Annotated in this window: 10 protein-coding genes; 2 read left to right on the forward strand and 8 right to left on the reverse strand. The window is 64.0% G+C overall.

Features of this window, described 5'->3' with window-relative positions; all coding sequences use genetic code 11:
• Positions 1–13 precede the first annotated feature (13 nt).
• From AB7245_RS24955 to AB7245_RS24970, 4 genes are all read right to left on the reverse strand, one after another.
• On the reverse strand, positions 14–2,527 hold the full coding sequence (locus AB7245_RS24955; RefSeq protein ID WP_085404738.1) for a caspase family protein: 2,514 nt from the start codon (positions 2,525–2,527) through the stop codon (positions 14–16).
• A 175-nt stretch (positions 2,528–2,702) separates the two neighbouring features.
• Positions 2,703–3,458: a carbonic anhydrase gene (locus tag AB7245_RS24960; protein ID WP_085404569.1), complete on the reverse strand. Its 756-nt coding sequence runs from the start codon at positions 3,456–3,458 to the stop codon at positions 2,703–2,705.
• Between the two features lie 325 nt (positions 3,459–3,783).
• Positions 3,784–7,287 carry a DNA polymerase III subunit alpha gene (gene dnaE / locus AB7245_RS24965; RefSeq protein ID WP_085404568.1) on the reverse strand — a complete coding sequence of 1,168 codons (3,504 nt, stop codon included), beginning with the start codon at positions 7,285–7,287 and terminating at the stop codon, positions 3,784–3,786.
• Between the two features lie 472 nt (positions 7,288–7,759).
• Complete coding sequence (locus AB7245_RS24970) at positions 7,760–8,479, reverse strand: outer membrane protein (protein ID WP_085404567.1); 720 nt, start codon at positions 8,477–8,479, stop codon at positions 7,760–7,762.
• Between the two features lie 254 nt (positions 8,480–8,733).
• On the opposite strand from AB7245_RS24970, the gene AB7245_RS24975 reads away from it, so the two are divergent.
• Positions 8,734–9,054 (forward strand): DUF3551 domain-containing protein, encoded by a 321-nt coding sequence (locus AB7245_RS24975; protein WP_063986338.1) that lies wholly within the window; start codon positions 8,734–8,736, stop codon positions 9,052–9,054.
• Between the two features lies 1 nt (position 9,055).
• Positions 9,056–9,310 carry a DUF3551 domain-containing protein gene (locus AB7245_RS24980; protein ID WP_071913454.1) on the forward strand — a complete coding sequence of 85 codons (255 nt, stop codon included), beginning with the start codon at positions 9,056–9,058 and terminating at the stop codon, positions 9,308–9,310.
• Positions 9,311–9,399: 89 nt separating this feature from the next.
• Here AB7245_RS24980 and AB7245_RS24985 read toward each other — a convergent pair whose 3' ends face one another.
• The 4 genes from AB7245_RS24985 to AB7245_RS25000 all read right to left on the reverse strand — a co-directional run bounded on the left by AB7245_RS24985 (position 9,400) and on the right by AB7245_RS25000 (position 13,530).
• Positions 9,400–10,053 (reverse strand): hypothetical protein, encoded by a 654-nt coding sequence (locus tag AB7245_RS24985; RefSeq protein ID WP_144030844.1) that lies wholly within the window; start codon positions 10,051–10,053, stop codon positions 9,400–9,402.
• Between the two features lie 29 nt (positions 10,054–10,082).
• Positions 10,083–10,643 carry a papain-like cysteine protease family protein gene (locus AB7245_RS24990; RefSeq protein WP_071913450.1) on the reverse strand — a complete coding sequence of 187 codons (561 nt, stop codon included), beginning with the start codon at positions 10,641–10,643 and terminating at the stop codon, positions 10,083–10,085.
• 114 nt (positions 10,644–10,757) lie between these two features.
• Entirely contained in the window at positions 10,758–11,603 is an 846-nt protein-coding gene (locus AB7245_RS24995) for a phosphatase PAP2 family protein (protein ID WP_354133719.1), read from the reverse strand.
• 49 nt (positions 11,604–11,652) lie between these two features.
• Positions 11,653–13,530 (reverse strand): adenylate/guanylate cyclase domain-containing protein, encoded by a 1,878-nt coding sequence (locus AB7245_RS25000; RefSeq protein WP_085400279.1) that lies wholly within the window; start codon positions 13,528–13,530, stop codon positions 11,653–11,655.
• Positions 13,531–13,901 lie beyond the last annotated feature (371 nt).

The following is a 13,901-nucleotide window of genomic DNA, read 5'->3' on the forward strand; positions in this document are numbered from 1 at the left end:
AGCACGCAAAGACCTAGCACTTGGGCTGGTTCGGCGGGCACTTTTTCGCCGCCGGCGCCGCTGGGTGCGGCGGAGGTGCCGCTGGACGCGGCGGGGGCGCGACGGCCATCCGCGGCGGCGGCGGTGGTGCCGGCCGGGCGACCGGCGGTGGCGGCGCGGGCCGCGCCACGGGTGGAGGTGCAGGCCGGGCCATTGGCGGAGGCGCCGGCCGTGCAACGGCCACAGGCGGAGCCGCTCGGGCCGGCGGAGGCGATGCGGCATGCGGCGGCGGTGCCGGGCGAGCGGCGGGCGGTGGCGGCGTCGGCCTCGCCACGGCCTGCGGTCGCGGTGCTGGAGCTGACGGCGACGGCCGGGCGGCCTGCGCTGGAGGGGTCGCGGGCAAGTTCTGCGGTTTGACCGGCTCGCGCGCGGCCGAGGGCGGCGGCGTGACCGGCTTGCCCGTGGTGCCCGAGGGCGTGCCGGGCGGTGTGCCCGCAGCAGTTGGCGGCGCGACAGCCGGCTCGCGGGTTGCAGACTTGCCGCCAGCGGGCGCGCCGCCGGCCGGGGTCTGAGCAACCGGGGGCTTCGGCGGTTGGCCGGGCGCAGCCGGGTTCGCGGTGGGCGCAACGGTCGTCGGAGTGCCGGCCGTTGGCGCGCCAGGATGGGACGGCAGCGTTGTGCCGGGCGCAGCCGTGGTCGGCGCCCCCGGATGCGTCGGCGGGGGCGCACCGGGTGCATTTGCCGTCGGCGCCAAGGGCCTGCCGCCAGGCGACGTACCTGCCCCGGCCGGCGGCGCTGGCGGCCCGCCTTGGGCGCCGGGAACCGGCAGCGTGTTGGTCTGTGGCAGCCTGGTCGGCGGTGCGGCGGGGGGCGTGCCGGTCGGCGCGACATTGGCCGGCGTCCCCGGAGGTATCCCCGGCCTCGCCGTCGGCTGGACCGTCGCGCTCAGCGGCATCGGCGCCTTGCCCTGCTGGATCAGCGCGGCGCGCTGCGTAGCGGCTTGCGGCAACATTGGCGCTACCGGGTTGGCGCGGTCGGCAATCGCCGGCCTCAGATTGCCAGGCCCGGTCCCTCCTCCCGCTCCCACGGGCGGGGCGGGCGGCCGGTTGATCACGGTGTTGATGACCGTGGTGTTATGGATGTTGTTGAAGACGATGTTGTTCGGCGGCGGCGCGACATAGATCGGCGGCCTGACGAACACCGGGATCGGCACGAACATCGGCTGCGGCAGCACGAACAGGCCGACCACGGGCAGCGGCGGCTCGAGCACGATGAAATCCGGCGGCGGCGGCGGCAGATAATAGACCGGCGGCGGCGGTGGCGGCGCGAAGCCGAACACGGGGTCGCCGAACAGCAGCACGGGACGGTCGACATAGACGATCTCCTCCGGCGGCGGCGGCGGCACGTCATAGTCCATCATCGTGAAAGTCGGCGGCGGCTCGAGCGGCGCGGTCAGGATTGCAAGCCTGCGCCGTGCATCGCCGGCATGCGGACCGCGCGAATAACGACGCAGATACGACCAGTAGGCGTCCGGCGTATCGGCGCGATAGGTCCGCCGCCAGGTGATCGCCTCGCGGCGCGCCGCGACGATCGCCATCACGCGCTTCGACATCGGATCACCGGGATAGGCCGCGAGAAACTCTTCATAGGCCGGCAACGTGTCGCGCTCGAGCGCGGCCGCATAGGCGTCCTGTACGCCGAGATCGCGGATCGGCTTGTTGCGGATCGCGGCAATTTGGTCGGGCGCGGCCTCCGGCGGCGGCGCATCGGGCCCGCGCTCGAAGAACGAGAAGGGCGCCGATATCTTCGCCTCGTTCCAGGGCACCTGCGCGCCCTTGCTGGCCTCGTTGACGCGGAGGCGGACGCGGTCGAACACCTCGGCCAGCGGCAGACCGCCGGTACGGATCATCTCCGCCAGCGATTGCGCGTAAATGCCGTACGGGCCGGGCTCTTCCGGGGCGACCGTGCCGGGCGCGGCGTTGAAGGCGATCAGCATGTTCGGATCGGGCTCGACCAGCGCCAGTCCGCTCGCGATCGGCTGGCCGCCCTCGATGAAGGGCTGCGCGCGCGCCGCGTCGAGCACGACGATGTTGGCCTTGAGCGGAATCGAGGCGAGCTGGCGGGCGTAGTCGCTGATGCGCAGGCCTTCGGTCGGAATGTCGGTGTCGCGGATGATGTTGGAATCGACCGGGATGAAATAGTTCTCACCCGCAAGCTGCACGCCGTAACCGGCAAGATAGATCATCGCGACGGTGCCGGGGCCCGAGGCCTGCGCCTTCTGGATGAAATCGCGAAGACTCTTGCGCAGCGTGTCGCCGTCGAGATCGCGCGCGCCGACCACGTCGAAGCCCGCCGCTTGCAGCGTCTGCGCGATCAGGCCGGCATCGTTCGCGGTCGTCGCCAGCGGCGACTTGGCGTAAGCGCCGTTGCCGACCACGAGCGCGATGCGCTTTTCCTGCTGCTGCGCGCGCGCCGGATCGGGCGCGGCCGCAGCGAACGCCAGGATCGGCAAGAGAAAACAGATGAAGGCCTTGTAGGTCCCACGCATGGCTTGCTTGCCCGCTATCGTTGTTGAGCTGCCACCGTACATGAGACGCGCGGCCGGCTGAATGGCTCTTGAACGAAATGCGCGGATTGAGGCGGCGGCATGGCGCCCCCGCCCCATCAAGTCCCTGCGTCAGGCCCGCGTAAGCCTCGCGACCGCGCTGTGGCGCGAACCTCGCTCAGCCCTGCGCGATCAGATCGACTGTTCCCGTGGTGAGCCGGTAGATGCCACCGACGACCTTCAGCTTGCCCTGCTCCACGGCCGCGTTGAGGATCGGCGCGGCCGATTTCAGCTTCGCGACGTTGTCGATCACGTTCTGCCGGATCGCCTTGTTGAGCACGTCCCCGCCCTGCTGCATCGCAGCCTTTGCGGCGGGCGCAATCGCATCGACCAGCGAGGGAATGTGGCCCGGCGGCGACGTGTTGTCCTTGATTGCCTTCAGCGTCGCATCGACCGCGCCGCAGGCATCATGGCCAAGCACGAGGATCAGCGGTGCGTTGAGCACGGCCACCGCATATTCCATGCTGGCAATGGTTTCGGTGCCGGCAAAATTTCCGGCGACGCGGCAGACGAAGAGATCCCCGCGGCCGCTGTCGAAGGCATATTCCGGCGCGATGCGTGAATCGGCGCAGCTCAGAACCGCCGCGAACGGATTCTGTCCACCGGCCAGCGCCTCGCGCTCGTGCTTGAAATCGTGGCGCCGCGCCACACCGTCGACATAGCGCGCATTGCCCTCCATCAGCCGCTTCAGCGATGCGTCGGGCGACAACACATTCTGCGGCTTGGGTGGCTGCTTGGCCTCCTTTGCCAAGGCGCCGCTCGCGAAAGCTCCGCCGGCGACGGCCATGCCGAACGCAGCGGCGCCAAACAGCATCGCGGATCGCCGCGACGGCGCGATGTCTCGATGCAGAGATTCAGAGCACTTGTCGCACATGTGACGTTTCCCCAGGTACAGTGGACGAATGGAAGCGTCGCGATGATAGGTGCATCGATGTGAAGAAATCACCAATGATAAATGATGCAACTGATGATTGCTGCAACGCGAACCATGTTGCAAAGCCGAAGCGATCGCTCGCCTCACGTGCAACGACCGCACAGAGCTGCGTCCATCTGCATATATTCGAGATCGGCTGCTAAAGCATGATCCGGAAAAGGGCAGCAATTCTCACTCACCACAAATGCGGCACGCGTTTGTGGTGAGATCATACGCCAACGCCGATCCCAAGCGCGATGACGATTCTTCCAGATCTCATCGCGCTTTACAGCTGCTGCACGTCCACCACGCCCGCGACCGCCTTGATCGCGCCGGCGATCTGCGGCGAGACCTTGAAGCGGCCGGGCAGCTTCATCTCGACCTCGGTCTCGAGGTCGAGCATCATCACCAGCGAGACCTCGCCGTCGCCGTTCGAGCGCGGCGCGATGCCGGGACTGCCGACTTTTGGCGCGGCGCCGTTCGAGGCCGCCATGTCGGGTCCGGCCAGTCGCTTGGCGATCGACTCCAGCGGCTTGGTGTCGCGCACGAAGATGCGCAGGCCCTTCTGCGTCTTGGCGGCGGCGTCATCGAGCGGCTCGGCATGCAGCACGCGGGCACGAACGTCCTCGCCCTGCAATTCCGCGCCCAACTGGAGCAGCACGGCGGCGCCCGGCTCGAGCACATCGCGGTATTGCGCGAGGCCCTCGGAGAACAGCACCGCCTCGAAATGGCCCGTGGGATCAGACAGCCCCATGATGCCCATCTTGTTGCCGGTCTTGGTGCGCCGCTCCATGCGCGACACCACGGTGGCCGCGACCTTGCCGGCGGTGGCGCCGGTCTTCACCGCACGCGAGAATTCGGCCCAGCTCTGCACCCGCAGGCGCTTCAGGACCATCGCGTAATCGTCGAGCGGATGGCCCGACAGGAAGAATCCGATCGCGTCATATTCGCGGCGCAGCCGCTCGGCCGGCAGCCAGGGCTCGATCTGCGGCAGCATGATGGTCGGTGCGTCCGCCGACATGCCGAACATGTCGTTCTGGCCGATGGTCTCGGCCTGATGCGCACGCTGGCAGGCGGCAAGGATCGAGTCCGCGCCGGCAAAGACCCGCGCCCTGTTCGGCTCCAGCGTGTCGAAGGCACCGGCAGCGGCGAGGCTCTCGATGATGCGCTTGTTGATCGCGCGCGGATTGACCCGCGCGGCGAAGTCGGCGAGCGAGGTGAACAGCCCGCGCCTGGTCCGCTCCTCGATGATCTGCTCGATCGCCTGGATGCCGACGCCCTTGAGCGCGGCGAGCGCGTAATAGATCGTCTTCTCGCCGACCTCGAAGGTCGGGCCTGAGCGGTTGATGTTCGGCGGCTCGACCTTGATGCCGAGGCGCTGCGCCTCGGAACGGAATTCGGAGAGCTTGTCGGTGTTGTTGAGATCGAGCGTCATCGACGCCGCGATGAACTCCACCGGGTAATGCGCCTTCATATAGGCGGTGTGGTAGGACACCAGCGCGTAGGCCGCCGCGTGGCTCTTGTTGAAGCCGTAGTCGGCGAACTTTGCGAGCAGCTCGAAGATGGTCTCGGCCTGCCCCTTCGGCACGCCGTTCCTGACCGCGCCGGCGACGAATATGTCGCGCTGCTTGTCCATCTCGGCGCGGATCTTCTTGCCCATGGCGCGGCGCAGCAGGTCGGCGTCGCCGAGCGAGTAGCCCGACATCACCTGCGCGATCTGCATCACCTGTTCCTGGTAGATGATGACGCCGAAGGTCTCCTTCAGGATCGGCTCCAGCACCGGATGCAGATATTCCGGCTCCTCGTCGCCGTGCTTGCGCGAGCAATAGGTCGGGATGTTCGCCATCGGGCCCGGGCGATAGAGCGCGACCAGCGCGATGATGTCCTCGAAACGGTCGGGGCGCATGTCGACCAGCGCGCGCCGCATGCCCTGGCTTTCAACCTGGAACACGCCGACCACCTCGCCCCGCGCCAGCATCTGGTAGCTTTCGGCATCGTCGATCGGCAGCGTCGCGAGATCGATGTCGATGTTGCGCGGCTTCAGGAGCTTCACCGCGACGTCGAGCACGGTCAGCGTCTTCAGGCCGAGGAAGTCGAACTTCACGAGCCCGGCCGGCTCGACCCATTTCATGTTGAACTGGGTCACCGGCATGTCCGACTTGGGATCGCGGTACATCGGCACGAGTTCGCTCAAGGGGCGATCGCCGATCACGATGCCGGCGGCGTGCGTCGAGGCGTGGCGGGTCAGGCCTTCGAGGCGCTGCGCGATGTCGAAGGCGCGCGCCACCACCGGGTCTTCATCGCGGAACGCCTGAAGCTTCGGCTCGCTCTCGATCGCGGCGGCCAACGTCACCGGCGCGGCCGGATTCTGCGGCACCAGCTTGGTCAGCTTGTCGACCTGGCCATAGGGCATTTGCAGCACCCGGCCGACGTCGCGCAGCACGCCGCGCGCCTGCAATGTACCGAAGGTGATGATCTGCGCGACCTGGTCGCGACCGTAGCGCTCCTGGACGTACCTGATCACCTCGCCGCGGCGGTCCTGGCAGAAATCGATGTCGAAGTCCGGCATCGAGACGCGTTCCGGATTGAGGAAGCGTTCGAACAGCAGGCCGAACTTGATCGGGTCGAGGTCGGTGATGGTCAGCGCCCAGGCGACCAGAGAGCCGGCGCCCGAACCGCGCCCCGGTCCGACCGGAATCCCTTGGCCCTTCGCCCATTTGATGAAGTCCGACACGATCAGGAAGTAGCCCGCGTATTTCATCCGCATGATGACGTCGAGCTCGAACGCCAGGCGCTTGTCGTAGTCCTCTTCCGTGGTGCCCAGCGACAGGCCGTGCACGCGCAGGCGGTTGGCGAGCCCCTCCTCCGCCTGGCGCTTCAGCTCGGCCGCCTCGACCGACGCGGCGTCGGAGCTTGCGGCGGCGCCGACGGTGAAGAACGGCAGGATCGGCTTGCGCGTCATCGGGCGGAACGAGCAGCGCTCGGCGATCTCCACCGTCGAGGCCAGCGCCTCCGGAATGTCGGCGAACAGCACTGCCATCTCGGCGCGGGTCTTGAAGCGGTGATCGGGTGTGAGCTGAACGCGATCGGTCTCGGCGATCAGCCGCCCGCCGGCAATGCAGAGCAGCGCATCGTGCGCCTCGTAATCGTCGTTCGAAGCGAAATACGGCTCGTTGGTCGCAACCAGCGGCAGGCCTTTTGCGTAGGCGATGTCGATCAGCCCGCTTTCGACGCGGCGCTCCTTGTCGATGTTGTGGCGCTGCAATTCGACATAGAGGCGATCGCCGAACAGGCCGGCGAGACGCTCGCAGCGCGTCGCCGCAATTTCGGCCTGCCCGCTGGCAAGCGCGAGCGAGATCGGCCCGTCAGGGCCGCCCGTGAGTGCGATCAAGCCTTCGGTCTCACCGTCGAACCAATCGAACTTGATGAACGGCGCGTGGCTGTCAGGCGATTCGAGGAACGCGCGCGAGTTCAGCCGCATCAGGCTGCGATAGCCGCGCTCCTGGGCCGCCAGCAGCACCACACGCGACGGCAGCAGCGCGTTGCGCGCGTTGGGATCCTGGTCGCCGAAATCGATCGCGAGCTCGCAGCCGACGATCGGCTGGATGCCGGAGCCCGCCATCTTGTCGGAGAACTCCAGCGCGCCGAACATGTTGTCGGTGTCAGTCAGCGCCAGTGCGGGCTGGTGGTCTTTCTTCGCAAGCTCGGCGAGCTTGGCGATCTTGATCGAGCCCTTGAGCAGCGAATAGGCCGAGTGAACGTGAAGGTGGACAAATCCGGCGCTCGGCATGGTCGCGTGACGGCCTCTTGCAGTGAGATGGAGCGGTCGCCGGCTCCAGGGGGATCATGAGGACATCTTCCGCCCACCCAGCCGACTCGCCTCACAATGGTGGGGCGTCACCGCTTCAGAGTCCACGCCGGAGCCACGAAACGGCCGCGTCGTCCCGCTTTTCCCCAAGGGCATGACCAAGGGCTCTGGCCAGCCGCGGCCTAGAGCTGCGGAATCACCTGCGCCCAGATTGCGATCATCCCGACGAACAGCGAGATCGAGGCGAGTGCGGCGGCTTCTTCCACGAAAATCCTGAACATGGCTTGCTCCATCACCAGAACGTATGAAGAACATTGTTCTCATTTCGTTCTTGAGAGTCAAGCCGTGCGAGCTCTCTCGAAAAGTGATGGTTAACTCGCTGAATTCACGCAACAAAAAAGCCCCGGCGCAAGGCCGGGGCTTTTCGACGATCGCTCGAAATGAGCGACCAGTCTCAGTAGCGACCGATCATCGGGCCGCCGAACTTGTAGTTCAGGCGGACGAGACCCATGTCGACGTCCTGGCGGATGCGCTCCGAGCCGGCGAAGCCAGCGAAGGTCACGTCCTTGTCGGACAGGAAGATGTGGTTGTACTCGACGCCAACCGACCAGTTCGGCGCGAAGCCGTACTCGAGGCCGGCACCGACCGTGCCACCCCAGCGGCTGTCGCTGGACGAGGAGAGCAGCGCGCCCGCCGTGCTGGAGATCTCGTACTTGTTGCTGACCACAGCCGCACCGCCCTTGACGTAGACCAGGACGTTGTTCCAGGCGTAGCCAACCTGACCGGTGATCAGACCGAACGCATCGATCTTGGTGCGGTTGCGGGTGGCGAACAGCGCGCTGGTGTTGTCGCCCGAGAAGTCAGCCCAGTTGCCCTGGCCTTCCACACCGAACACCCACTGGCCGGACTGCCAGCGATAGCCGATCTGACCACCGACCGTGCCGCCGGTCGCATCGTGCGAGCCTTCGCGGCCCACGCCAACGAAATCCCAGCTCGCGTGCGACGAACCGCCGCCGCCGTTGATGCCGATGTAGAAGCCGCTCCAGTCATAGACGGTCGCGATCATCGCGGGCGCCTTGGTGTAAGGCCGCGCAGCGAGGTCAGCAGCCAGCGCCGGCGCAGTCGCGCTCAGCGCGACAAGGCTCACAGCAGCAAGCAACAGATTCTTGTTCATTTGATTCCCGTTCCAGTTTCGTCGTTAGGCCCCCGGGCCGTAGGGCCGTCATATCAGCGCTCGACGGAATTGCTGTAACCCCGACGCAACAGTCGGGGCCAAAGGGCTGTGCTGCGTTAATGAATGTTTAGCAGCGCGCGCGGGAAACCCTTTGAAACAAGGGTTTTCATGAGTTCCAATGTCGACTACACGACGTATGTTGCATCTGTGCCTGGACACCTGATGCACGCACGATTGTGTGATTGGAGATTGAGATGCGCAGACAGATTGCCCTCCCCATTGTCGCCACATTTTCGCTCGCAATCGCCACATTCGCGCTCACGCTGAGTGCAAGCACGCCCGCACGCGCATTCGGCACGCATCACGCGTTCTGCCTGACCGGCCAGGAATGGCCGGGGCTGAGCAATTGCACGTTCGACAGTTACGCACAGTGTCAGGCAAGCTCGTCGGGCCGCGCGCTGACCTGCATCGCGAATCCGTATTTCACTGGCCAGAGCGACGATCCCTACGCCTATCAGAATCGTCCGCGCGCCCAGACACCGGGCTATTCACCCGGCTACTACCCACCGCGCTGAGATGCGCCGCGCCCGCTTCGCGCTCGTCGCCACCGGCCTGCTCTTCTCGGGCGTGCCGGCGCACGCGCAGACCTACGATCCCAGCTATCCCGTCTGCATGCAGATCTACGGCCCGGTCGGCTATTTCGACTGCCGCTACACTTCGCTCGAACAGTGCAGATTTCTCGCCGTCGGCCGCTCCGCGAGCTGCGCCGTGAACCCCTACTTTCCGCAGAAGAGGTCAAAGGCTCCCCGGCGGCCGAAGCAGGCCGACTAGGCGTGCTCCCATGCCGGGACTTGCCAACTTTGACGCCCTTGCGAGCTTAACGCACTTGCGAGCTTTTCCATCGCGCCGACATTGCCCGCTCACCCTCTCGTCGCGTATTCGGAAGTTACTTTCCGAGCGAGGTCTTGCACGACAGCCAAGAACGCAGCCGACGCCATCGGCCGATACGGCTCCAAGGCCTGGTCCGAGGGCGGTAACGTCAGCAGCAGGTCCGCATCGCCATGACAATCTTGATAATCTTGCAGCCAGAGCGCCGTCACATGGACCGCCGGCACGGTGAGCAGGAAAGCCTCGAAGCGTCCTTCCCGAACTTCAGGAAGCTTCTCGGCACGACGGATCGCCTCCGACGTCGCCGCCACAAACGGCCCTTCGTTCAGGTCACCCAGTTCATACGTCGTCTCATACATCGTCGCTGCCGACTTCACGATTGTCGCAGCAGCGATCGGCTCCTGTTCCTCCCCTCCTCCCCCATCATCAGCGGCGGTGCGCCGCCTCGCTTCAATCACAAGAAATCTCCAATTGCCTAGCTTCGCAGCCGCTCTGAGTTTGTCTGCGCGACGGATCTTGCCAAAAGCCAGATAGGCAATGCGATGCGGCAGGGAAATGAAGACCGCGTCGCGGTTGGCAGTGGAAAGCCTTGATCGCGGGAATTTCGGGTTGCCCACCCGGCTGGCCACCGCTCGCTTCACAGCTACGACCGCAGCCGCCGGAGGATCGCTGGGATGAATTGCCATCTTTTCTCTCCTTTCACGGTGGCGAGGTTCTAGACCGGGGCCTTGGTGAAGTAAGTGTCCGTCCAGACACCTTTGGCGTCCTGATAGTTTGAGCAAAATCGATCAAACTGGATCTCCGGTGTTAGGCCGAAAAGGGGATCCTCGATGACCAGGCTGTCGGTATCCTCCAGATATCCGACGATCGCGACGAAGTGCGCCGGTCCCTCCTCATCTTCGTCTCCCGACCAGACCGTGCGAACACAAATGGGTCGCCCTGCACTGATCTCCTGCTGCACCTCCATTCGTGTCGCTCGTTGGTCGAGGGCCAACACGGCGAGACAGCGGACTCGGTTGAGCGGTGATCCGAGAGAATGCGTCACATCGAATTCCAGGCCCGGCGTGCCGCAAGGGAAATCACAGCAATCATGCCGGTTCAATTCAAGGTCGGCGATGCGGCACTGCGTGAAAGTACTGGTCTCGTCGTAATAGCGCGAGATGCTGGAAGCGACGGCTGCCCAGCACCAATTGATGTGACACTGATGTTGCATCGTGAAATCTGGCGCCAACTGAATCCGTGTCCTTTCGATGACGGAAATTTCTTCCACACCCATTGCAATACCTCGTGGTTGAGATCGATTGGTCCAACTTCAATTCCTTGTGGCCGTGCGGAGCGCATCCTTGCAAAATCCAAGGATGCGATCTCGGCTGCGGCATTAGGCACTGTTCTAATGCTCTTGTTTTGCCGCCTCGGTCACCGCATGGAAGGTGCTGCATTGCTGGAGGTACGGAAACACGGCTTCAGCAATGGCCTTCCCGGCAGCCGTGTCACTCGGGTAGTGGACGCCAGCGATCTCGCGATTCTTCCCGATCCGCGCGGCCAGCGCCCTCAGTGCACTCTTGGCACCGGGGATAATCTCTCCCAGCGCCAGTGCCATCAGATGACTCTCCAGCGAATGTCCGCTCGGATAGGAGGCGTGCCAGGGCGACGCGACCATTGGGAAAAGCGCCGGACACACCTGTTGCGGCCGCCCGCGATTGAACCTGAGCTTGTAGTAGACGGCGACCATCAGCCCAACATGATCGGCCATCTCCAGAATCTTGATCGTATTTGGATGCGCAGACGGCGAAAGCATGAGGACCTGCGCAAAATAGCCGACAAGCCTCACGTCCTGATCGACGATCTCATCTGCCAACCTCTTGCGACGATCCATCGACGCCCCAAGCAGTTCATCGATCTCGCCGAAAATCACATCGTGATCCGTTGGCGGGCCGGCGACAGTGATGGTTTGCCAATCGGTCTTGGCAAATTCGAGCAATGCGATCTGGGCAAAAAAGTCAGGGCGCCAGGCAGACAGCGGGAATGTCGCCCCGTAATTCAAGCTACCGGGCAGGACTCCGACGAAACTCTCGAAGATCGGGAAAGGACGCGGGGGAATTCCACCACCAACGTAACCGCCGCTGACTGCGCCGTTTCCGCCACCACCGCCGCCGCCGCCGCCGCCTCCGCCGCCTCCGCCGCCGCCGCCACCGCCGCCACCACCACCACCGCCTCCTCCTGCAACACCAGGCATTGTGCTCTCCATCGAGGGGCTAATAATTTGAACCGGGCTCCTGGCCCCATCAATCCGGCAACCCAGCTGCTCCTAATCGCTCGACATACAAAGACCCCTGGGGCTCCTTGAACGGACAACGGCGCGCATAGTCCGATACCCTGAAGCCGGGCAGGATGTTCTTATGGTGCTGCGAAACCTGCCGCGCTTCCTCCAGGCGACCAACAGCGACGAGGCTTGCGGCGAGGACGCGCGCGGCGTTTCCAAAACGCGGGCTGAGAGTCAAAGACTTCTTCGACCAGCGAATGGCATCGTCAAACGTTCCGTTCAGATAATGATTTTGGCCGAGCAGGCAGAAATTGAAAAAGGCCTGTTGGCCAAGTGGTGAAAGCCGGATGGCGCGCTCCGCACGGGCAATTCCTGTTGAAGCATCGCCGACGAACCCGGGGGTCCCGCTCCCGAACACCCATGCCCACGAATTGCTTGGGGATATGGCAAGAGCCCGCTCACACAGGTCCAATCCGCTGTCGTAGTCACGAAAGAACATGCTCTTGCCGTGCCCCTGTATCGCGAGCGCGAGAGCATTTTGCGGGTCTCTTTCGATGGCACAATTGGACAGCCGGATCACGTCGGCCGAATCCGCATCGAAATCCGACGACCACCCCTCCGCGATCTTGAAATTGTGCCACTTCGCAGCGAACGCGTACGGCGCCGCATACTCGCGGTCTTCCTCACTGGCTTTCTCGAGCAGCCCTTTGGCGCGCGAGAAGCTCGCGAAATCGAACTTGTAGAGCAGCTCAAGCGCCCGCAGGAGATAGTCATACGCATTGAGGCTCTTGGGTGGCTTTCGCAACGCCCGCTTGATCTCTGCGCGACGCACATATGCGGCGATCTTCTCAACGACACCAATGGCTATCTCGTCCTGGACTTCGAAAACGTCCGCAAGGTCCGTGTCGTATTTCTCGGCCCACACCACGGAGCCAGTCGCAACATCGACCAACTCGACCGAAAACCGGACTCGCTTGCCCGATCGGCGAACGTGACCGCTGACGTAATAGCGAACGCCGAGCTTCTCGCCGATTTCGACGGGATCGAGCTCGCGCTGACGAAACGGCATCGTCGACCCGCGAGACACCACCAGGAGCTCCTGAATATTACTCAGGCTGACGATGATGTCTTCGACGAAGCCTTCGGCAAAATAGCTGTCGTCAACCTCCGAAGAGCTGTTCGCGAACGGAATAACGGCGATCGAGGGCAGCTTGGTTCGTCTCGAGGATTTGGTGGAAGCGCCGATCACCGTGCGGCGGTCCACTCCCGGCGAGAGCAGGAGAAAGGCATGAACCGGCCGCGACAGGTTCTTGAGATGAAGCTCACCCAGGTCGTCAAACTTGAATTCGCTCAGATCGGCGGTTACGAGCAAAAGGGCCGACGACACCACAACGCCGCCCGCAGGAGCGACAGATTGCAAGCGTGCTGCGATATTGACGCCATGGCCGTAGACATCGTTCAGATCAAAGATGACCGGCTCCCAATGGACGCCGATGCGAAAGGCTATGCGGCGCTCGGGAGGTTGCAGGGTCTCAAGCCCGGTGACTTCACGCTGCAACTCGGAGGCACAGCGAAGGGCATCGAGCGGGCTCTCGAACACCGCGACGAAGCCGTCGCCGGTGTTCTTCACAATCTCGCCTCGTCGACCGATCAAGGCAGGATCGATGACGCTCACGCGAAGAGCCCGATAGCGACTATGCGTCTCGACCTCAGCAGCTTCCATAAGTCTGGTATAGCTGACGACGTCCGCCACCAGGACGGCGCGGAAAGGTCTTTCGAATTCGAGGATCGTACCGACTTGGGAATTAAAGTCCTGTTCGGCAGCACCAACCAACCTCGCACCACTGTCGTTGGCGGTGTTCGGCGACGACGGGGGGACGCTCGTAGGCTCCGACTTCATTGATCCCTCAGCGGCGAATAAAGCCTCTTGCCGAGCAGAGTCTCGTCGTTGAACCAATCTGCAACACGCTAAACGCAATTCGGTTGAGGCGCTACCAAAATCACCCGAATGGCTCGGAGCGGCAGCGCCACAACAAGTGGCGGCGGAGAGTAAAATGGGTTCTCCGGATTACCTCATCTTGGTGATGAGCGGCTCGCGCTGGAATAAGGCGCCCAATCAACGCACTCTACCTTTCGAATTCCTTTTGAATTCCTTATGAATTCCTTTTGAATTTCGACAGCATGCGCGAATTCCCACTCGCACCGGGCCCCGAAGTGGAAGCCCTCGCGCCGGGCGCGATGGCAAAAGGTCGCGCCGACCGCTTCAACCTC

Origin of the sequence: Bradyrhizobium sp. 604_D8_N2_3 (assembly GCF_051810765.1) — a bacterium.
Taxonomy (GTDB): domain Bacteria; phylum Pseudomonadota; class Alphaproteobacteria; order Rhizobiales; family Xanthobacteraceae; genus Bradyrhizobium; species Bradyrhizobium barranii.

Excerpts from the sequence above, each read along its gene's own strand:
- AB7245_RS24990 (WP_071913450.1), bottom strand. The coding sequence starts at position 10,643 with ATGGGTGTGGAAGAAATTTCCGTCATCGAAAGGACACGGATTCAGTTG.
- AB7245_RS24980 (WP_071913454.1), top strand. The coding sequence starts at position 9,056 with ATGCGCCGCGCCCGCTTCGCGCTCGTCGCCACCGGCCTGCTCTTCTCG.
- AB7245_RS24960 (WP_085404569.1), bottom strand. The coding sequence starts at position 3,458 with ATGTGCGACAAGTGCTCTGAATCTCTGCATCGAGACATCGCGCCGTCG.
- AB7245_RS24975 (WP_063986338.1), top strand. The coding sequence starts at position 8,734 with ATGCGCAGACAGATTGCCCTCCCCATTGTCGCCACATTTTCGCTCGCA.
- AB7245_RS25000 (WP_085400279.1), bottom strand. The coding sequence starts at position 13,530 with ATGAAGTCGGAGCCTACGAGCGTCCCCCCGTCGTCGCCGAACACCGCC.
- AB7245_RS24955 (WP_085404738.1), bottom strand. The coding sequence starts at position 2,527 with ATGCGTGGGACCTACAAGGCCTTCATCTGTTTTCTCTTGCCGATCCTG.
- AB7245_RS24985 (WP_144030844.1), bottom strand. The coding sequence starts at position 10,053 with ATGGCAATTCATCCCAGCGATCCTCCGGCGGCTGCGGTCGTAGCTGTG.
- AB7245_RS24995 (WP_354133719.1), bottom strand. The coding sequence starts at position 11,603 with ATGCCTGGTGTTGCAGGAGGAGGCGGTGGTGGTGGTGGCGGCGGTGGC.
- dnaE (WP_085404568.1), bottom strand. The coding sequence starts at position 7,287 with ATGCCGAGCGCCGGATTTGTCCACCTTCACGTTCACTCGGCCTATTCG.
- AB7245_RS24970 (WP_085404567.1), bottom strand. The coding sequence starts at position 8,479 with ATGAACAAGAATCTGTTGCTTGCTGCTGTGAGCCTTGTCGCGCTGAGC.